The sequence below is a fragment of the Aequorivita sinensis genome (genome assembly GCF_006346335.1).
Classification (GTDB): Bacteria; Bacteroidota; Bacteroidia; order Flavobacteriales; family Flavobacteriaceae; genus Aequorivita; species Aequorivita sinensis.
In genome coordinates this window covers 54,057-73,584 of sequence record NZ_VDMC01000002.1, presented here as the reverse complement: position 1 = coordinate 73,584, position 19,528 = coordinate 54,057, and the positions used below count along the sequence as shown (strand labels likewise).

22 protein-coding genes are annotated in these 19,528 nt (G+C 33.5%); 8 read left to right on the top strand and 14 right to left on the bottom strand.

Annotation, left to right across the window (positions count from 1 at the left end):
• Window positions 1-17 precede the first annotated feature (17 nt).
• The 7 genes from FHP04_RS03365 to FHP04_RS03335 all read right to left on the bottom strand — a co-directional run bounded on the left by FHP04_RS03365 (window position 18) and on the right by FHP04_RS03335 (window position 6,608).
• Entirely contained in the window at window positions 18-431 is a 414-nt protein-coding gene (locus FHP04_RS03365; protein ID WP_139854541.1) for a nuclear transport factor 2 family protein, read from the bottom strand.
• Window positions 428-1,366, bottom strand: coding sequence for a UDP-3-O-(3-hydroxymyristoyl)glucosamine N-acyltransferase (locus FHP04_RS03360; protein WP_139854540.1), 939 nt, complete (start codon window positions 1,364-1,366; stop codon window positions 428-430). The genes FHP04_RS03365 and FHP04_RS03360 overlap by 4 nt, the downstream gene beginning before the upstream one ends.
• Before the next feature lie 59 nt (window positions 1,367-1,425).
• Window positions 1,426-1,992: an elongation factor P gene (gene efp / locus FHP04_RS03355; protein ID WP_139854538.1), complete on the bottom strand. Its 567-nt coding sequence runs from the start codon at window positions 1,990-1,992 to the stop codon at window positions 1,426-1,428.
• A gap of 40 nt (window positions 1,993-2,032) precedes the next feature.
• Complete coding sequence (lpxA, locus tag FHP04_RS03350) at window positions 2,033-2,818, bottom strand: acyl-ACP--UDP-N-acetylglucosamine O-acyltransferase (RefSeq protein ID WP_139854537.1); 786 nt, start codon at window positions 2,816-2,818, stop codon at window positions 2,033-2,035.
• Window positions 2,819-4,225 carry a bifunctional UDP-3-O-[3-hydroxymyristoyl] N-acetylglucosamine deacetylase/3-hydroxyacyl-ACP dehydratase gene (locus tag FHP04_RS03345; protein ID WP_179951768.1) on the bottom strand — a complete coding sequence of 469 codons (1,407 nt, stop codon included), beginning with the start codon at window positions 4,223-4,225 and terminating at the stop codon, window positions 2,819-2,821.
• On the bottom strand, window positions 4,218-5,243 hold the full coding sequence (gene lpxD / locus FHP04_RS03340; protein WP_139854534.1) for a UDP-3-O-(3-hydroxymyristoyl)glucosamine N-acyltransferase: 1,026 nt from the start codon (window positions 5,241-5,243) through the stop codon (window positions 4,218-4,220). The genes FHP04_RS03345 and lpxD overlap by 8 nt, the downstream gene beginning before the upstream one ends.
• A gap of 120 nt (window positions 5,244-5,363) precedes the next feature.
• On the bottom strand, window positions 5,364-6,608 hold the full coding sequence (locus tag FHP04_RS03335) for an HD domain-containing protein (RefSeq protein WP_139854532.1): 1,245 nt from the start codon (window positions 6,606-6,608) through the stop codon (window positions 5,364-5,366).
• Between the two features lie 186 nt (window positions 6,609-6,794).
• On the opposite strand from FHP04_RS03335, the gene porX reads away from it, so the two are divergent.
• From porX to FHP04_RS03315, 4 genes are all read left to right on the top strand, one after another.
• Window positions 6,795-8,345 carry a T9SS response regulator signal transducer PorX gene (porX, locus tag FHP04_RS03330; protein ID WP_139854531.1) on the top strand — a complete coding sequence of 517 codons (1,551 nt, stop codon included), beginning with the start codon at window positions 6,795-6,797 and terminating at the stop codon, window positions 8,343-8,345.
• Window positions 8,346-8,413: 68 nt separating this feature from the next.
• Entirely contained in the window at window positions 8,414-8,821 is a 408-nt protein-coding gene (tsaE, locus tag FHP04_RS03325) for a tRNA (adenosine(37)-N6)-threonylcarbamoyltransferase complex ATPase subunit type 1 TsaE (RefSeq protein ID WP_139854530.1), read from the top strand.
• Window positions 8,822-8,924: 103 nt separating this feature from the next.
• A complete protein-coding gene (locus FHP04_RS03320) occupies window positions 8,925-10,124 on the top strand; it encodes an alanine dehydrogenase (RefSeq protein WP_139854528.1) in 1,200 nt (399 codons plus the stop codon).
• A 58-nt stretch (window positions 10,125-10,182) separates the two neighbouring features.
• A complete protein-coding gene (locus FHP04_RS03315; protein WP_139854527.1) occupies window positions 10,183-10,560 on the top strand; it encodes a hypothetical protein in 378 nt (125 codons plus the stop codon).
• A 45-nt stretch (window positions 10,561-10,605) separates the two neighbouring features.
• Here FHP04_RS03315 and FHP04_RS03310 read toward each other — a convergent pair whose 3' ends face one another.
• The gene (locus tag FHP04_RS03310) at window positions 10,606-11,778 is read right to left on the bottom strand and encodes a proline dehydrogenase family protein (RefSeq protein WP_139854526.1); all 1,173 of its coding nucleotides are present in this window, start codon (window positions 11,776-11,778) and stop codon (window positions 10,606-10,608) included.
• A 71-nt stretch (window positions 11,779-11,849) separates the two neighbouring features.
• On the opposite strand from FHP04_RS03310, the gene aroB reads away from it, so the two are divergent.
• Window positions 11,850-12,920 (top strand): 3-dehydroquinate synthase, encoded by a 1,071-nt coding sequence (aroB, locus tag FHP04_RS03305; protein WP_139854525.1) that lies wholly within the window; start codon window positions 11,850-11,852, stop codon window positions 12,918-12,920.
• Between the two features lie 75 nt (window positions 12,921-12,995).
• The gene (locus FHP04_RS03300; protein ID WP_139854524.1) at window positions 12,996-13,289 is read left to right on the top strand and encodes a hypothetical protein; all 294 of its coding nucleotides are present in this window, start codon (window positions 12,996-12,998) and stop codon (window positions 13,287-13,289) included.
• A gap of 67 nt (window positions 13,290-13,356) precedes the next feature.
• Here the strand turns inward: FHP04_RS03300 and FHP04_RS03295 are convergent, their stop codons facing one another.
• From FHP04_RS03295 to FHP04_RS03285, 3 genes are all read right to left on the bottom strand, one after another.
• Window positions 13,357-14,313 carry a YihY/virulence factor BrkB family protein gene (locus FHP04_RS03295; RefSeq protein ID WP_139854523.1) on the bottom strand — a complete coding sequence of 319 codons (957 nt, stop codon included), beginning with the start codon at window positions 14,311-14,313 and terminating at the stop codon, window positions 13,357-13,359.
• Window positions 14,314-14,433: 120 nt separating this feature from the next.
• Entirely contained in the window at window positions 14,434-14,913 is a 480-nt protein-coding gene (locus tag FHP04_RS03290; protein WP_139854522.1) for an Lrp/AsnC family transcriptional regulator, read from the bottom strand.
• 33 nt (window positions 14,914-14,946) lie between these two features.
• Window positions 14,947-16,113 (bottom strand): M14 family zinc carboxypeptidase, encoded by a 1,167-nt coding sequence (locus tag FHP04_RS03285; RefSeq protein WP_139854521.1) that lies wholly within the window; start codon window positions 16,111-16,113, stop codon window positions 14,947-14,949.
• Between the two features lie 292 nt (window positions 16,114-16,405).
• Here FHP04_RS03285 and FHP04_RS03280 point away from each other — a divergent pair, with 292 nt between their 5' ends.
• Window positions 16,406-16,846, top strand: a complete 441-nt coding sequence (locus FHP04_RS03280) for a helix-turn-helix domain-containing protein (protein WP_139854520.1) — start codon at window positions 16,406-16,408, stop codon at window positions 16,844-16,846.
• Between the two features lie 43 nt (window positions 16,847-16,889).
• Window positions 16,890-17,264, top strand: a complete 375-nt coding sequence (locus FHP04_RS03275; protein ID WP_139854519.1) for a DNA topoisomerase IV — start codon at window positions 16,890-16,892, stop codon at window positions 17,262-17,264.
• Here FHP04_RS03275 and mscL read toward each other — a convergent pair.
• The 3 genes from mscL to porQ form a co-directional block, all read right to left on the bottom strand.
• Window positions 17,254-17,688, bottom strand: coding sequence for a large-conductance mechanosensitive channel protein MscL (mscL, locus tag FHP04_RS03270; protein WP_139854518.1), 435 nt, complete (start codon window positions 17,686-17,688; stop codon window positions 17,254-17,256). The two genes, FHP04_RS03275 and mscL, sit on opposite strands and share 11 nt — an antisense overlap.
• Before the next feature lie 70 nt (window positions 17,689-17,758).
• Window positions 17,759-18,454 (bottom strand): (d)CMP kinase, encoded by a 696-nt coding sequence (gene cmk / locus FHP04_RS03265; protein WP_139854517.1) that lies wholly within the window; start codon window positions 18,452-18,454, stop codon window positions 17,759-17,761.
• Window positions 18,454-19,473 carry a type IX secretion system protein PorQ gene (gene porQ, locus FHP04_RS03260; protein ID WP_139854516.1) on the bottom strand — a complete coding sequence of 340 codons (1,020 nt, stop codon included), beginning with the start codon at window positions 19,471-19,473 and terminating at the stop codon, window positions 18,454-18,456. Before porQ ends, cmk begins: the two co-directional genes overlap by 1 nt.
• Window positions 19,474-19,528 lie beyond the last annotated feature (55 nt).

Sequence of the window (19,528 nt, the reverse complement as noted above, 5' to 3'; positions counted from 1 at the left end):
AACGGATTTAAAAATTATTAAACCTTAACTTTTTGATAACTTTCGGTAGTGTCGTCATTTTCGGTAACAGGCTGACTAACTTGATATCCTTTGTAAATTTTATCGTCTTTAACTTCCCAAATCCCAATGAAATGAGCAATTCCTAACTCTTCATCTGGATTTTCCATAGTACGGATATAATACTTGTAACGTATTGTTACGTGTGGCCCGTCTGCTAAGAGATGACTAATTTCAATCCTTAAATCGTTATAAGAACGCTTAACCTCACCTAAGAAGTTTTTTAAGTCGTTATAACTTAAAATATTAAGACCATCAGCACTATTCCATATCAACTGTAAATCAGGATGGAAAAAGCGCTCTAAAATTGTTTCGTCTTTTAATAAATCGGAATTATAAAAATCCCTAACTATTTCTTTTGCTTTATTACTCATGGCAAATTATCCAGTTTTTTAATTATGTCTGGAATTAGCTTAACCATGGCCAATTCCTTATATTTTTTTCTAAATTCTTCTGCAGGTGAACCAAAATATGATTTATGTCCAGGAAGTGATTTACTAACACCACTTTGTGCAGATATAATTGCTTTTTCACCTACAGTCACCCCACTAGTAATAGCTGCTTGCCCCCAAAGTGTTACAAAATCTTCTACCAAAACACAGCCTGCTATACAAACTTGAGCAGCTATTAAACAGCGTTTACCAATAACAGTATCGTGTCCTACGTGAACTTGATTATCGAGCTTTGAGCCTTCCCCTATGGTGGTAGATGCTGTCACTCCTTTGTCTATAGTACATAGTGCGCCAAGATCTACATCGTCTTCTATTACAACGTTTCCGCCACTTAATAATTTATCAAAGTTTTCTGGACGGTTTTTATAATAAAAAGCATCAGCACCTAAAACAGTACCCGCGTGAATCGTAACATTATTTCCAATTACAGTATTATCATAAATACTAACATTAGGATGAATTAAACAGTTTTTCCCGATTTTTACGTTGTTGCCAATAAATACATTGGGTTGAATCACTGTTCCCTCACCTATTTCAGCAGATTCTGAAATTAAACTGTTAGAACTAGTAAAAGGTTTAAAATAACGAGTAAGCTTGTTAAAGTCTCGAAAAGGATCGTCAGAAATTAATAGTGCTTTCCCTACAGGACAATCTACCTTTTTATTAATAAGTATAACTGTAGCCTGCGATTGTAGTGCTTTATCGTAGTACTTTGGGTGATCTACAAAAACAATATCTCCAGGCTGAACTACGTGAATCTCGTTCATTCCAAAAACTGGAAAATCAGGACTACCTACGTAATCAGAGCCGATAAGAATGGCTATATTTTCAAGAGTTTGTGGAGTTGGAAATTTCACTTTTAGTTAGCTATAGAATTAATGAATACTGTTTTTGAAGTTTAATAGATGAATAAAATTTATTCTTTCATTCTTTCTTGATACTGACCTTTTTCGGTATCGATTCTAATTTTATCTCCTTCGTTGATAAACAATGGAACATTAATTTCAGCTCCAGTTTCTACAATTGCTGGTTTAGTAGCGTTTGTAGCTGTATTTCCTTTTACACCTGGCTCTGTTGATGTTACTTCTAAAACAACATGCGCAGGCATTTCAACTGAAAGTGGCGCACCGTCTTCTGCATTTATAAGTACAGATACTACTTCTCCTTCTTTCATTAATTCTGGAGTATCAAGTATGCCTTTCATTAATTGAATTTGAGAATAATCCTCTGTATTCATAAAATGATACATTTCACCTTCACTGTATAAATATTGAAATTTATGAGTTTCAACACGAACATCATCAATTTTATGACCAGCTGAAAAAGTGTTATCAATGGTTTTACCTGTAGTTACACTTTTTAATTTAGTCCTTACGAATGCAGGGCCTTTTCCTGGTTTTACGTGAAGGAATTCTATAATCTTGTAAATATCGTTGTTATAACGAATGCAAAGTCCTTTTCTTATATCTGATGAAGTAGCCATTATTTATATTTATGGTTAATTGATTGTAATTTTGTTTGAATTAATTTGAATTGAAATATCCCTTCATAATTCCACGCTTGGAATTTTTAATAAACTGAAGGATTTCATCTCGTTCAGGAGTTGCCTCCATTTCAGCTTCAATAATTTCTGTAGCTTGGGAGGTGTTATAATTTTTCTGATATAGAAGTCTATAAATATTCTGAATTTCGGTAATTTTTTCTGAAGTAAATCCTCTTCTTCTTAACCCAATCGAGTTTATACCCACATAACTAAGTGGTTCTCGAGCAGCTTTAACGTATGGTGGTACATCTTTTCGTACTAGGGAACCACCTGTAACAAATGCGTGATTACCAATCATACAAAACTGATGAACAGCAGTCATTCCTGCTAATACTACGTGATCGCCTACTGTAATATGCCCTGCAAGGGTACTGTTATTACTAAAAATACAGTTATCTCCAACGATGCAGTCGTGAGCAATGTGGCAATAAGCCATGATCCAACAGTTTTTACCGATTACGGTTTTTCCGCGATCTACTGTACCTCTATTGATTGTAACGTATTCTCTAATAGTAGTTCCGTCACCAATTTCGGCCGTTGTTTCTTCGTCTTTAAATTTCAAATCTTGAGGAACTGCAGAAATTACAGCACCTGGAAAAATATTACAGTTTTTACCAATACGTGCACCTTCCATAATAGTTACATTACTTCCAATCCAAGTTCCTTCGCCAATTACGACGTTATTATGGATTGTTGTGAAAGGTTCTATCACAACGTTTTTGGCAATTTTTGCGCCCGGATGGACGTATGCAAGTGGTTGGTTCATTTATAAATTTTTTGTTTTAACCATTTGAGCCATAAGCTCAGCTTCTGTAACTAATTTACCATTCGCATAAGCGTTTCCTTGCATATGTACAATTCCTCGGCGGATAGGGGTAATTAGTTCTAATTTAAATATAAGTGTATCTCCAGGATTAACCTGTTGTTTAAACTTTACATTGTTTATTTTCATAAAGAATGTAAGGTAGTTTTCAGGGTCTGGTACAGTGCTTAATGCTAAAATACCACCTGTTTGTGCCATAGCTTCAACAATTAAAACTCCTGGCATAACTGGTGCTCCTGGGAAGTGACCAACGAAGAAAGGTTCGTTCATAGTCACATTTTTAAGACCTACCACCCCTGTTTCGGTCATTTCCATAATTTTGTCAACCAATAAAAATGGTGGTCTATGTGGAAGCATAGCCATTATTTCATTTACATCTTTTACTGGTGGTTGGTTGATATCAAATTTAGGAACTTTATTTCGTCTTTCAATTTTAATTCTCTTTGAAAGCTTTTTAGCAAATTGTGTATTTACATGGTGGCCTGGCTTATTAGCTATAACCTTCCCGCGAATTCGAGTACCAATCAGCGCTAAATCACCAATAACATCTAACAACTTATGTCTAGCTGCTTCGTTTGGATAATGAAGCGTAAGGTTGTCTAGAATTCCATTTGGCTTAACCGAGATATTATCTTTCCCAAAAGCCTTGCGAAGCTTTTCCATAGTATTTGGAGAAAGCTCTTTATCTACATATACAATAGCATTGTTTAAATCACCACCTTTAATTAGGCCGTGTTCTAACAACATTTCAATTTCGTGAAGGAAACTAAAAGTTCGTGCATTTGCAATTTCGTCCTTAAAGTCTGAAATCTTTTTTAATGAAGCATTTTGAGTACCTAAAACCATAGTGCCAAAATCTACCATTGTAGTTACTTGGTATTCATCCGATGGCATAACTATAATTTCACTGCCTGATTCTTCATCTACATACGAAATAACTTCAGTTACGACATACTCATCTCTTTCAGCTTCTTGTTCTACAATTCCAGCTTTTTCAATAGCTTCAACAAAATACTTAGATGACCCGTCCATAATTGGCGGTTCTGAAGCGTTAAGCTCCATAATACAGTTATCAACCTCAAGTCCTACTAATGCAGCAAGAACGTGTTCTGAAGTTTGGATTTTTACACCTCGCTTTTCCAAATTGGTTCCGCGTTGTGTATTAACTACAAAATTGGCATCTGCTTCAATCTCAGGATGACCTTCCAAATCTATTCTTACAAAAGAATAGCCATGGTTTTCAGGTGCAGGTTTAAACGTAATTGTAACTTCCTTGCCAGTATGTAGGCCTACCCCAGTAAGAGATACCTCTTTACCAATGGTGCGTTGTTTTACCACACTTTTATTCATTATCAAGTTTTTTTTCTACTATATTAAACCTTTCCATTATTTTAGGAAGGTTTTTAAAATATACATAACTTTTATTAAAATCGCCATAACTTAGAGCTGGAGAGCCTTGTAAGGTTTCATTGTCTTTTACATTTCTTCCTATACCACTCTGAGCTTGTATTTTTACATTGTCTCCAATTACAATATGCCCAGCTATTCCTACTTGGCCACCAATAATACAATTTTTTCCTATCTTGGTAGAACCTGCTACTCCAGTTTGAGCGGCTATAACGGTATTTTCTCCAATGGTAACATTATGAGCAATCTGAATTTGATTGTCTAACTTAACCCCTTTCTTAATTATTGTAGATCCTAATGTAGCGCGATCTATTGTCGTTCCTGGACCTACATCTACGTTGTCCTCTAGAATTACATTTCCAGTTTGAGGAACTTTTTTATATTCCCCTTTTTCATTTGGAGTAAAGCCAAAACCATCAGCACCAATAACAACGCCACTATTAATAACGCAGGACTCGCCTACTTTAGTTTCTGAATACAGTTTTGCACCAGTAAAAATCACAGTATTATCGCCAATAGACACATTGTCTCCTAAATATGAATTTGGATAGATTTTTACATTATTCCCAATCCTAACATTTTCACCTATATATGAAAAAGCGCCTAAATACAAGTTCTCTCCGTATTTGGCACTTTCTGAAATAAAAACAGGATTTTCAATACCCGTTTTATTCATCTTTACCTGATTATAATATTCTAGTAGTTTAGAAAATGCATTATAGGCATTTTCAACACGGATAAGCGTAGTTGAAATTTTATCGGTTGCAACAAAATCATTATTAACAATAGTTACCGAAGCCTTTGTTGAATATATAAAATGCGTATACTTAGGGTTTGCCAAAAAGGTTAAGCTTCCTTCACTACCTTCTTCAATCTTAGATAATTCAGAAACTTCTACACTGTCGTTTCCCTCTACGGTTCCGTCAAGTATTCCTGCTATTTGGGCTGCTGTAAATTTCATAATGCGAGTGGATTTTCTTCAACCGAATTTCGGAAAATAATCAACCGCAAATTAGCATTAATAAAATGATTTAAATATAGGTTGTTAATTTTCATTCCTGCAAAAATAGAAAAAAAGGGCTTAGTCTCTATAGCTATCAGTATTGTTTTTTGGATAACACATATAGTACTTAACCACAGACTTAGATAAAGCCTCTAAGTTTAGCTGATCACTAGCCTTTGCAACATCTATAATTTTTCCATTTTTCAACAATAGATTAATGGTTTCCTTTTCCATACTATAAGCCTGATTCTGTAGCGTACCGCTGAAAACAAAGTATGCAGCTTCTTCTTCTGAAAGCTGATATTTATCCATCAACTTCTCTCTTTTACTTTTTACTTTTTTATCCAAATAAGGTTTCGACTTAACTTTTACTTTTAATAAGTCGCGATTAAGTAGCATTGCAGATAAATTCTTTAATACAAAGTCGTCACTATCCACCCAAACCTTCATTGCTGAAACAATATCGTAATCATCTAACTTAGAAAACGTATCGAGCACCTCCTCCGAAAAACTATCTAAGGTTATGTTATTCTTTAAGAAAAACTGTAAGTTTTTACTAGCATGCAACTCAACTCCTTGTGCAGTAAGCTGTTTTGCACGTTTTAAAACTCTAACTAAAAGTTGTTCTGCAACTATCCCTGTTTTATGAAGATAAACCTGCCAATACATCAAACGCCTTGCTACAAGAAAATTTTCTACCGAATATATTCCTTTTTCATCTACAACTAAAGCATCGTTTTTTACATTCAACATTGCAATTAAACGTTGAGCATTTACAGTTCCCTCTGGAACTCCTGTAAAGAAACTATCGCGTTTTAAATAATCCAATCGGTCCATATCCAATTGGCCAGATACCAATTGATGGAAAAATTTACGAGAGTATTCATCTTTAAATATCTTAATAGCCAAAGCTAAACGATTATTAAACTCACTGTTTAAAGCTTCCATAAACAGTAGTGAAATATGCTCGTGACTCACACTTTCTACTATGCTGTTTTCCATAGCATGTGAAAAGGGACCGTGACCGATATCGTGTAAAAGTATAGCTATATACAACCCTTCTTCTTCCTTAGTGGAAATATCAACTCCTTTAGACTTGAGGGTTTGCACAGCTTTCTGCATTAAAAACATGGCACCTAATGCATGATGAAATCTAGTGTGATGGGCTCCTGGATATACTATATAGGAAAAACCCATTTGTGAAATCCTGCGCAATCTTTGAAAGTATCTATGCTCTATCAAATCGAAAACCAATTTACTTGGTATGGTAATAAAACCATAGATAGGATCGTTTATAATCTTGAGTTTGGGAAAGGTTTTCAAACTTTAACTTTAAATTAATAGCTACAATATTCTTTTGACACAATTCGGGGCTATTTTTGAAGTGATTCTTCGCAAATTTGTGAGAATTATACCAAATTGATTTTAACAACACTCCTAGGCTAGCATCTTTTATAATAATTAATATATAGGCTAATTGCAAAGGAGCAACAACACAAATATACATATATGAGCGACATAAAAGTACTATGGGTAGATGATGAAATAGATTTACTTAAACCACATATTCTTTTCTTAGAAAATAAAAACTATAAAGTAACTACTGCACAAAGCGGTATGGAAGCCCTAGAAGAAATAAAAAAACAAGTTTTCGATATTGTTTTTTTAGATGAAAATATGCCGGGCCTTAGTGGACTTGAAACTTTAGCTGAAATTAAAGAACAACAAGCTTCGATTCCTATTGTAATGATAACAAAAAGTGAAGAGGAGTATATTATGGAAGAAGCAATTGGTTCTAAAATAGCCGATTACTTAATTAAACCCGTAAATCCACATCAGATTCTTCTTAGTCTTAAGAAAAACTTAGACCACAGCAGGTTAGTGTCTGAAAAAACAACTTCAAACTATCAGCAAGAATTTAGAAAAATTGCGATGGACCTTTCTATGGTAAATAGTTTTGATGAATGGAAAGATCTTTATCAAAAATTAGTTTACTGGGAATTAGAATTGGAAGGAATTGAAGATTCGGGGATGTTTGAAATTTTAGAATCACAAAAAACTGAAGCCAATAATCAGTTCTGTAAGTTTATAGATAAAAATTATCCTTCTTGGTTTGAAGATACAAGTGAAGCACCAGTAATGTCGCATACACTTTTTAGAGATAAAATACAGCCAGAGTTAAAAACAGGCACTCCTACCCTTTTAGTTGTTGTGGACAACCTAAGGTTTGACCAATGGAAAGCTTTCGAGCCTACGGTAGCCAACATTTACAAAAAAACTTCAGAGGAACTGTTTTGCAGTATTCTTCCAACGGCTACGCAATATGCTAGAAATGCCATTTTCTCAGGTTTAATGCCTAGTGAAATGGAAAAACTTCACCCAGACTTATGGTTAAATGATACAGATGAAGGTGGAAAAAACATGAAGGAAGAAGAGTTCCTAACTGCACAATTAAAAAGATTGGGAATAAATATAAATTGGAGTTACCACAAAATATCAAGTTTAAAACAAGGAAAAAAACTTGTTGAAAATTTTAAAAGCCACAAAGACGAAGACCTAACTGTAGTAGTTTATAATTTCGTTGATATGCTTTCACACTCCAAAACCGAGATGGAAGTAATTAAGGAACTTGCTTCTACAGATAAGTCGTACCGTTCGTTAACCCAAAGTTGGTTCAAAAATTCGCCTTTATTAGAAGTTATTCAACAAGCTGCACGTTTAGGTTTTAAACTTATTATCACTACCGACCACGGAACAATTAATGTAAAAAACCCGTCTAAAGTTATCGGTGATAAAAACACTAGTTTAAACTTACGTTATAAAACAGGTAGAAGTTTAACCTATGAAGACAAGGAAGTCCTAGCAGCTAAAGACCCTAAGAAACTGTGCTTACCAACTATAAACATGAGTAGTTCGTTTATTTTTGCTAAAGGAGATTACTTTTTTGCATATCCTAACAATTACAATCATTACGTTAGTTATTACCGAAACACATACCAGCACGGAGGTGTTTCTTTAGAAGAGATGATAATTCCATTTTCTGTATTTACACCTAAATAAAAAAATGAAATTAAGGTGTTCAATTGCTTTCCTTAATTTATTTTTGACTCGATAAATAGACATTTATAATGGAGATTGTTTATACTGAAGAAAACATTGCTGAAGTCGCTAAACAGCTACTTGAGAAGGCACCACATAATATATTTTTATTCTTTGCGAAAATGGGTGTTGGTAAAACAACACTCATTAAAGAATTAATAAAACAACTCGGTTGCACAGACACAGTTGGAAGCCCAACATTTTCAATAGTAAATGAGTATCAAGCTAAAGATATACAAATTTATCATTTCGACTTTTATAGATTAGAAAATCCATCAGAAGCTTTTGATATGGGAGTTGAAGAATATTTTGAAACTGGAGATTACGTTTTTATTGAATGGCCAGAAAAAATTTCTTCATTACTACCTGAAAATGCGACAAAAGTCTACTTATCCAAAAATGACGACGGAAGTAGATTTTTAAAGATTGATAACTAAGTTCACTTCTTATAGTTTATAAATTTCTGAAGTCTAATTGCTATTGAAATTTCCTTATCAAAAATGAAAATTATTCGTAAATTGAGACGGTTAAACTAGTACTATGTCTCATCCCACTTCTCCTTTCACACACGCTCAATTAATTCCTCAAGAGGAAACCCTTGAAATAACCAGACAAAAGGGTGAACTCCTTATAGGTATTCCTAAGGAAGCTTATTTTCAAGAAAAAAGAATTTGTCTTACACCAGATGCCGTGAATGCAATGGTTAACAACGGGCATAAAGTTTTGATTGAACGAGGCGCTGGAGATGATGCAGGGTTTACAGATAAAGATTACTCAGAAGCTGGAGCTCAGATTACGGAAGATAAAACAAAAGTGTTTGGATGCCCGATGGTATTAAAAGTCGAGCCACCAACTCTTGACGAATTAGAGCTTATAAAACCTAAAACTGTTTTAATATCTGCACTACAATTAAAAACACGTCAAAAATCATATTTTGACGCTCTTGCAAAAAAGAAAATTACCGCTCTGGCCTTTGAATTTATAAAAGACGAAGATCACACCTACCCTGCAGTTAAAGCTTTAAGTGAAATTGCAGGAACTGCTTCTGTTCTTATAGCTGCAGAATTAATGGTAAACGCAAAAAAAGGTAACGGCTTACTTTTCGGAAATATTAGCGGCGTCCCCCCAATTGAAGTTGTAGTTATCGGTGCTGGCACAGTTGGTGAGTTTGCAGTGCGATCTGCTCTTGGATTAGGTGCCAACGTTAAAGTTTTTGATAGCTCAATAACCAAGCTTCGAAAAATTCAGACCAATGTTGGTCGTATATTATACACCTCTACTATACAACCAAAGAATTTAATGAAAGCCTTACGACGTTGTGATGTGGCGATAGGCGCCGTTAGAGGTCACAACCGCGCCCCTATTATTGTAACAGAAGATATGGTGGAGAATATGAAGAAAGGTGCTGTAGTGATAGATGTGTGCGTAGACATGGGAGGGTGTTTTGAAACTACAGAAACTACCAGTCACGATAACCCAACAATAATTAAGCACAATGTAATACATTACGGGGTGCCTAATATTCCGGCACGATACCCGAAAACCGCTTCAATTTCTATTAGTAATATATTCACCCCCTATCTTTTAGAAATTGCCGAAAGTGGTGGATTAGAAAATGCTGTTCGTTTTGACAACGGTTTGAAAAATGGTTTGTACTTTTACCGCGGAATTTTAACCAACAAAGCAATTGCCGATTGGTTTGATATGTCTTATAGCGATATCAATTTATTGATTTTTTAAATTTAGATATAAAATTCTACTTTAATAAATACACATACCAAAACTCTAATCCCATAAAATGAAATTAACACACCGATTCGCCTATTTTTCAGGGGGGTTCTTATTAGGAATACTTTTATTGTTTTTTATTTTAAGCGGAAAAAAGACATCTTGTGATTATGGTCCAGAATCTCGGACATTAAAAAACATTCGCAACAAAGAACGAGCGTTTACCGAAGAAAGCTTGAGAGTCCTTCGCGAAAACAAAATGGACACTTCGGCTGTATCTAATTTATTAATTGATGGAGATGTAATATTCTCTCAAAGTATCACCAATTTAGACTCCTGTAATCAATATGTAATTGAGAAGAAGTTTTCAGAGAAAACGCTAAAGATTAGAATTGAAAATTGCAATAAAACGGCAACTGTTTCAAAAGCGGAAGTAATTCAGAAATAATAAAAACATAAAAAAAGCCTCTTAATTAAGAGGCTTTTTAATTTCTTAGAGGTTTCTACGCTCTTTTTCTTTTTTAAGTAAAGTAAGCTCCCTACTAGTTTGCCCAGCCACAGATGTGTTTTCTTCAGCACGACGAATCAAGTAAGGCATAACATCTTTTACAGGTCCGAATGGAATGTATTTTCCTACATTATATCCTTCAGCACCAAGATTAAATGAAATATGATCACTCATACCAAATAACTGACCGAACCAAACCCTGTCATCACTTTTAGAAATGCTTTTTTGTTTCATTATATCCATTGCAATATAAGTACTGGATTCATTATGAGTTCCAGCGAACAACTCGATATCATCTAGATTATCAAAAATGTATTTTAAAACATTATTGAAGTTGTCATCGGTTGCTTTTTTACTTTCACAAATAGGCGTTTTATAACCTTTTTCAAGGGCGCGATCATTTTCTTTTTCCATATATGCGCCACGAACAACCTTAAACCCTAGCTTAAATCCTTTTTCTTTAGCGCGTTTATGCAATCCTTTTAGATAGTCTAATCTATCCCAACGATAGCATTGTAAAGTATTAAATATAATTGGTCGCTCCTTATTGTATTTCTCCATCATCTTTTCGCAAAGATCATCTGCTGCGTCTTGCATCCAAGATTCCTCAGCATCAATTAAAATACGAATATTACAATCGTGAGCCACCTTAGAAATTCTATCGTATCTAGACACGATATTATTCCATAAATCTTTCTCTTCATTCGTTAAAGCTTCTTTTTCTGTAAGCTTTTGCCAAATTTTGAACATTCCAAGACCCGTAGGTTTAAATACTGAAAAAGGCATTGCTTCCTTATTCTTGGCAAATTTTGTTAGTTCAATTACTTTTTTAGTAGTTGCTTCAAATTGCTCCTCTTCCTCTTTACCCTCTACAGAGTAATCAAGTACCGAAGACACACCCACCTCCTGCAGTCTATCCACCGTAGGCATACAGTCTAATTCATTCACACCACCACAAAAATGGTCGAATACTGTAGAACGTATTAACCCTTCTACAGGCAAGTTTATATTTAATGCAAACTTTGTAACCGCAGAACCTATTTTTACTAGAGGTTCGTTAGAAATCATTTTAAACAGGAAATAAGCGCGTTCTAGTTCTGAATCGCTTTTTAACTGAAATGCAGTTTCCGTATTATCGAAAAGAGAATTTGTTGACATAAAAGGGGAAATAAAGTGTACAAATATACTTAGATTTGAATTGTGTTTACACCATAAAATTCAAGAAATTAATGTCTACAAATAAAAAGGATAAAGAATTGATTTACAACAGCAAAGAAGCTTGGATAGCCTTGGATAATTTTATCAAGAAATCAAATCCTTCTAATCTCTTCATTCTAACCGACAAAAATACGCGCAAACACTGCATTCCTTACTTTTTAGAAAAGACTATTTTTGAATTTACTCCTTATATTATTACGATACCAGTCGGAGAAAAGTATAAAAACATTTCTACCTGTGAGGATGTTTGGAATACACTTTCAGAAAATGGAGCCGATAGAAACAGCTTAATGATAAACCTTGGAGGTGGTGTGGTAACTGATTTAGGTGGTTTTGTGGCATCTACATATAATAGAGGTGTAAATTTTATTAATATACCTACTTCCCTACTCGCTATAGTTGATGCTTCAGTAGGAGGAAAAAACGGAATAGACCTAGGACATCTAAAAAATCAAATTGGAGTTATCAACTCTCCAGAAATGGTGATTATTGATACAGCGTTCTTAAAAACACTACCTTCAGAGCACTTAACTTCCGGGATTGCTGAAATGTTGAAACACGGAGTTATACACAGTAAGGCATATTGGAATGAAGTTAAGATTATAAATGTGTACAATAAAGATGAGTTTGAAAAATTAATTTGGGGTTCTATAAACATTAAAAAAGAAGTTGTCTCGAAAGATCCTTTTGAAAAGGATTTAAGAAAAACTTTAAATTACGGCCATACACTTGGTCACGCAATAGAATCCTACTTTCTTGAAAGTTCAGAGAAAAAAACATTATTACATGGAGAAGCTATTGCGATAGGTATTATTTTAGCAACTTACATTTCATCGGAAACACATAATTTTTCAAAAAACACCTTAGAGGAAGTTTCTAAAAGCATTTTAAATTATTTTTCAAAGGTAGAATTCACTAATATGGACATTGAAAACATCATTAAATTGCTGGTGTTTGACAAGAAAAACAGAAACGGAAAGGTTCTTTTTGTACTTTTAGAGGACATTGGTGCATATCAAACCAATTGCACTGTTAACAATGAATTGATTTACAAAGCTTTCGAGTACTATAAAAATTTGTAAAAAAATTCTTTAAAACATTTTTAAGTAATCATATTTTAAATAGTTTTATCCCATAATTTAAAGATTAAAAATTACATGAAGCGCATAATTGTAGATTACCGAAAGTTGACCCCCGAGATACTTTCTTTATTAGTTGAAAAATACCCTGATGGGTATGATGATGACCATGTTATTACCTTTAAAAACGCAAAAAACGAATTAGTTGAAGCGGTTGAGGTAAGAACAGAGGATGCCATATATCTGGTAAAAGTAAGCTCTCGACTTGAAGTGTCCATGGCTAATTTTGATGAAGACGATTACGAAGAAGCAGACTTCAACGAACCAATTAGCGAAATGTTAGATAAGAGAAAAATGGATGAGGAGGAGTAATCCTTTTTAGAATACATTTATAAAAAAAGAGGCTCAATAAAGCCTCTTTTTTCTTTATAGACAATGCTCATTTCTTCGTATTATTTTTTAAGGCTAAGGCTTTTTTTTTATCTTCCTCAACTTTACGTTTATATTCTCTTAGTTCCTGCATTTCTAATTCGTATGATAGCGTTGCATTTTCATTGGGTTCAATTTTAATGTTCTTATAAAGCGCCCAGTTGACGGTAAATTCAGCACCAAAAAATAATATTAAACAAGTATAATACACCCATAATAAAACCAAAACAACACTTCCTGCAGCACCATAAACTGAAGCTGGATCTGACTCTGAAAAGTAAAATCCTATTAAGTACTTTCCTACTAAGAATAGCAAGGACGTCATAAACGCACCAATTAGATTGGTTTTCCACTTAACTTTTACATCTGGAAGTAACGTAAAAATTGATGCAAATAAAGAGGTTATTATAACTTGTGAAATAACAAAATTCAGCAGTTTTATAAAAAATGTAGAAAACTCGTTCAAATAGTTCCCAATTAAATCACTTAATGCATTTACAGCCGTACTTAATACCAATGATATTAATAACAATAAACCTATAATTAGCACCATTCCAAAAGAAACTGCTCTTCGTTTTAAGGTATCTAAAATGTTATTTTTTAGAGCGCGAACACTCCAAATATTATTCAAAGCTTTTTGAAGCTGAAAAAACACTCCGGTAGCACCAAAAATAAGAACTCCTACTCCAAAGATTATAAATAGTAGAGAACTTTCAGATAATGCTGAATTTATTATCATCGTTTGAATTAGCTCTGCACTTCCTTTTCCTATTAAGCCACTTATTTCTTCTGTAATTTTTCCCTCTACCGCTTCTCGACCGAAAAATACGCCTGCAAAATGAACAGTAATAATCAGTAAGGAAGGCAGTGAGAATAATGCATAATAAGCGATAATCGCACTTTTAGCCCAAGGATCATTTTTGTCCCAACTTAAATAGGTATTCTTTAAGAGTTTGAATAGCTTCATATTCAATTGTTGATTTTTATAAATTTAGAAAAACTTAAGTAATTTCAACTCCTTACTTTTTGAAATAAAAAAAAACCTTTACCAAACGGTAAAGGTTTTAATACAGTTTATTAAATAAGGTTACATCTCATTAAAGATAGAGTGTAACATTCTCTTCTTATCATTAATGCTTTCTTCCATAGAAATCATTGTTTCTGTACGACTTACACCTTCTATATCGTCAATTTCGTAGATAATTTCTTTAGCGTGAGCTGTATCTCTTGCTCTAATTTTACAGAAAATATTGAATTTTCCTGTAGTTACGTGAGCAACTGTGATAAATGGAATTTCACTAATGCGTTCTAAAACAAATTGTGTTTGAGAGGTTTTGAAAATAAAGATTCCAACATAAGCAATGAAAGAGTATCCCAGTTTTTGATAATCTACTTGTAATGAAGAACCTGTGATTATTCCTGCATCTTCCATTTTCTTAACTCTAACGTGTACAGTACCTGCAGATATTTCAAGCTTCTTAGCGATATCTGTGAAAGGAATACGTGTATTGTCAATTAATAGATCTAAAATTTTGTGATCCGTTTCGTCTAATTTGAATTTACCCATTTTCGTATATTTTTTTCGCGAAATTAGGTAGTTTTACCTTATTATGGAAGCTTTTTTTTGAAAAAATATCATCAATTCATCACTTTTATCAAATAATTCTGAAATTTGAGTGCCAATTGTTAAATTTTGTTGGGTTTTTGTTAAAATATTTTTGTTTTTTATATTTTTCTCTTTATGCCCTTTACGGTTTTCCAAATCGCCAAATGCATCTATTATAGGCTCAAAACGAATTTTATCACCTTTTAGCACTTCTTTATACTGAATTGCGATATCAATGGACTTCTTTTCGGTTTCGATTTTTACATTTCTTAAAATAATGTCATTATAATTTTTTTGATTTTCACCGATTTTAAAGTAATCCTCATAGTCAATAAGTTCCTTTTCATTACCAATAATATCGAATAATGATAAAAGCGCATAAAATATAAACTCACGAGTTTTTTCTCTTTCATAATCTAACTCGAAGTGCCCCGCTTCAAAAAGTATAGTAGCAACACCAGCTTTTTGAAAAGTGTCACCTACACATGCTGCATTAAAGCTATCATCATACCTTCCCACCTGGCCAGGAATAATGTTTTGAAGATAATTATTCATCTTTACAATCTTCTCCATCGCCAATTTTCTTGCCTCTGTAAGAGATCTACTTTCATCTGCAGCAGGTGATAAGAAGGAAACAGTAGCCGGTTTTCCTGTATTTAAGCCAAAAATAGAACGTTGATCGTGCATATTAAGGCATAATTCAGGCTTTAGCTCACTGAAGAGCCTGTTAAGGCACTTACTTTCCTTTTGTGATAAATTTTGTGCATCTCGATTTAAGTCAATGTCGTTTGCATTAACTCTTGTATAAGATTGCGCACCATCTGGATTTAAAATTGGGATTATATATAAGGTGTAACTACTTAAGAAATTTTCAATTTCAGTTTGATAAAAATGTTTTTGATTTATAAATTTTAAAAAATCAAATAAAGCCTTGGTGGTGGTAGATTCATTTCCGTGCATTTGCGACCAAGCCAAAACAACTTTTTTTCCAGTTCCAATTTTCACAAGGGGGATATCTTGACCATTTTCTGACTGACCAACAACTGTAATATTGTAATCCTTTTTATAAAGTTCCAATATTGGATTAATGTGATTTAATGCAATATATCTACCACTTAAAGCACTTTCAAAATTGCGGGTATACCAATCTTTTATTTCCATAGTAATTTTTGAAGTTTACAAAGTTAAACAATGAATTGTTTACAAAAGTAAACACGAGATGCAGTCTAAGTCTATTACATCAGTAAACAAATTCCAGTCTTCTGACCTCAATTATAACACACTGAACACTAAGCTCTTATAATCTACAACTACAAATCAGATAATCAATTAGTTACGTACTTATACTTAAACCTTCAGTTTAAGTAAAAATAAGGTTTATAGACACATATTAGCATAGTTTAAAATAATAGTTTACATTTGTAATAGTTATTTTGATACAATATTTGTTACAATGGTAAACAGTAAAGATTTTGTAAAACGACTTGAAAAAATTCTGGAATATTACGGTATTTCAGCAACAGCTTTTGCTGAAAAAATGGATTTTAATCGCTCCACCATTTCCCATTTATTATCGGGTAGAAATAAGCCAAGTTTAGATTTTGTCATGAAATTATTGAAGGAATTTCCAGAAATTGAAATGAATTGGTTGCTCTATGGAAAAGGAAGCTTCCCTTCTACTTTAGAAAATTCTAAAGAGAAAGAAGAACAAAAACTTAAACCTTCAAATACGAGTGAGAAAAGTTTAGACCTATTTTCGACAACCACTTCGAATGATGAAAAGAAGAGTGTTTCATCAATAAAAAGTGTTGAGCAAAATCTTGACTCGGGAAAAGAGATTGATAAAATTGTGATATTTTATCGCGATGGAACTTTTAAAGCCTACCAAAACTAATTCATCTCAGTAATTTTTCGGAAATTCGCATAAAAAATTAAAAATGCGTTTTTATCTACTTTTATTACCGCTGTTTTTATTCAGTAGTTGTTATGAAAAAGAGCGTAACTGCTCAAATTTTAAAACAGGAACCTTTGAATTCGAAGCACTTTCAGGAACTGAGGTCTTTAAAACTACCATCACACGTAACGATTCTATAGAAATAGATTATTATGAAGGGAAAGCTGATACCTCCTCTATACGTTGGATAAACGATTGTGAATACGTACTACAAAAAATAAACCCTAAGAATCAAGCTGAAAAGAAAGCGATTCAAATTAAGATTTTAACTACAGATAAGGACACCTACACTTTTGAGTTTAGAGAAGTAGGTAAAACGAGTTCTAGTAAGGCTACGGCACGAAAAGTTAGTCCTTAGCTCCCTTATTCTTAATGTAGCTGTTTTGCTCTTCTAGTAACTTTTCAATATTGGAAAGGAGTTGAATATTTTTAGGAGTTTCTACGGTTTTATCTTTAGGGTTTTCAGATTTCGTTTTAAAACGATTGATAAACTTTATTATCACAAAAATGGTAAAAGAGATTATTAGAAAGTCTATTAGAACCTCCATTAATTCTCCATAACCAATTGCAACTTCATCAGAAGCTTCAGAAGCTTCACGCAATACGTATTCCTTATCTGAAAGCTTTACTCCTTCCGTAAGTAAGGATAACGGAGGCATTACAACCTTTTTAACTATAGTGCTAACTACATTGTTAAAAGCAGTTCCTATAACGATACCAACCGCCATATCAATCATATTACCTTTGATGGCGAAGTTTTTAAATTCTTTTAAAAAACTCATTTTATGTTGTTTTTGGAAAGTGTAATAATAGAAATTTTTTTTAATAGCAGAAAAAGTACGCCGTTGTAATTTAAATACGCCCTGCTATCCTATCCTTAGCTAATTGGAGTACTGTATGAAATTGATCTTCTATATTGATATCAGAGTTGTCAATTTCGATGGCATCTGAAGCTTTTTTAAGCGGGGAATCCTTACGAGTAGTATCAATGTTGTCTCTTTCTTCAATGTTCCTTAAAACATCCTTAAATTTAACAGAGTCGCCACGATCTGTAAGTTCTTTATATCTTCTTTCAGCTCTTTTTTCAGCTGAAGCATTCATAAATATCTTTAGTTCGGCATTTGGGAAAACTACGGTACCAATATCTCTACCATCCATTACTACTCCTTTCAACAAACCCATTTCTTGTTGTTGTGCCACTAATTTAGTGCGTACTTCTGGAATTGTTGCAATAGGACTTACAAATTCTGAAACTTCTAAATTTCGAATATCATTTTCCACATCTTTCCCATTTAAAAAAATATGTGCCTTACTCCAATCTGGTTTTTTTTTAAACTCTAATTGAATTGAAGGAAGTAATTTTTTAAGTTTTTCAATATCAAAATTTTCTTTTGATATTATTCCATTTTGCATTGCGAATAAGGTAACTGCTCGATACATCGCACCGCTATCAACATATATGTAGCCTAAGTAATCTGCAAGTTGTTTCGCAACTGTACTTTTACCTGTAGAAGAATAACCGTCAATAGCAATAGTAATTTTTTTCATTATTGAAGATCTAAATTTAATCCAAAGAAACTAGATGTAGCTGCAGCGCTATATTTGGAATATGAATAGCTTAAGCGAAATTTATTAAGTTTAATACCAAAACCTGCACTTACTCCTGCAAATGCACGTTTATCTACTATACGAAGCTCTTCACCTCTTCTGAAATTATATCCCAACCTAATATTAAACCCACTTTCTGGAAATAGCTCGATTCCCACTATAGTATGTCTAAATGCATTGTCTAGGAAATTAATGTTTTCTTTTTGAACATTACCTTCAAGGTCGGTTTGTTCCCTAGCAGGGTTAGAAAAGGCTACATTCCATTGCTGCATATTTTCTAAAGTAAGATGCCATCGAATGGGAATGTGCTCTAGCGTTTGAGATATTCCGAATATTAGCTCAAAAGGTAAAGGTTCGTATTCTTCATGATAAGGGGTGATTTGTGTCCCCAAGTTTCTTGCAACTCCAGTAATTTGAAGGTCCCAATCTTCATAAACGTACATAAGTCCAATATCTACAGCAGCTCCAAATGACGAGTATTGCTCTAGTTTTGAAGATATAAGCTTTACATTTAATCCTACGTGAAAGTCGGTATAAGGAATATTTCTTGCGTGACCCAAAGAAAGAGCTACTTCACCACCACTAAAACTATTTGTTGGGGTTCCTGCTTCATCATATCCATCAAATTTCCCGTAATTTACATAGCTAACACCTGCGTGTAATACCTGAGTACGTCTGTCCCAAAGGTAAGCGTAGCTTGCTGTTCCATAATTTACATCACCAATATAGTTTGTGTAGTTTAGCGATAATTGATTGTCCATCTCTGCATTAATAGTTGCAGGATTAAACAATGCTTGTGACGGGTCGTAATCGTAATTTGTAACAACTTTACCTCCTAGAGCGGCCATTCTTGGACTATTAACTAGATTCAGGAATTGATAAGTCGCCTTACCTCCCACCTGAGCTTCTAATAGCTGAGAAATTAATACAAAAATTACCAAGAAAACCTTTTGGGTCATAAGTGTGAGTTACCGTAACTAAAGTCTAAACGAATGCAAGTGTAATTTATTTTTG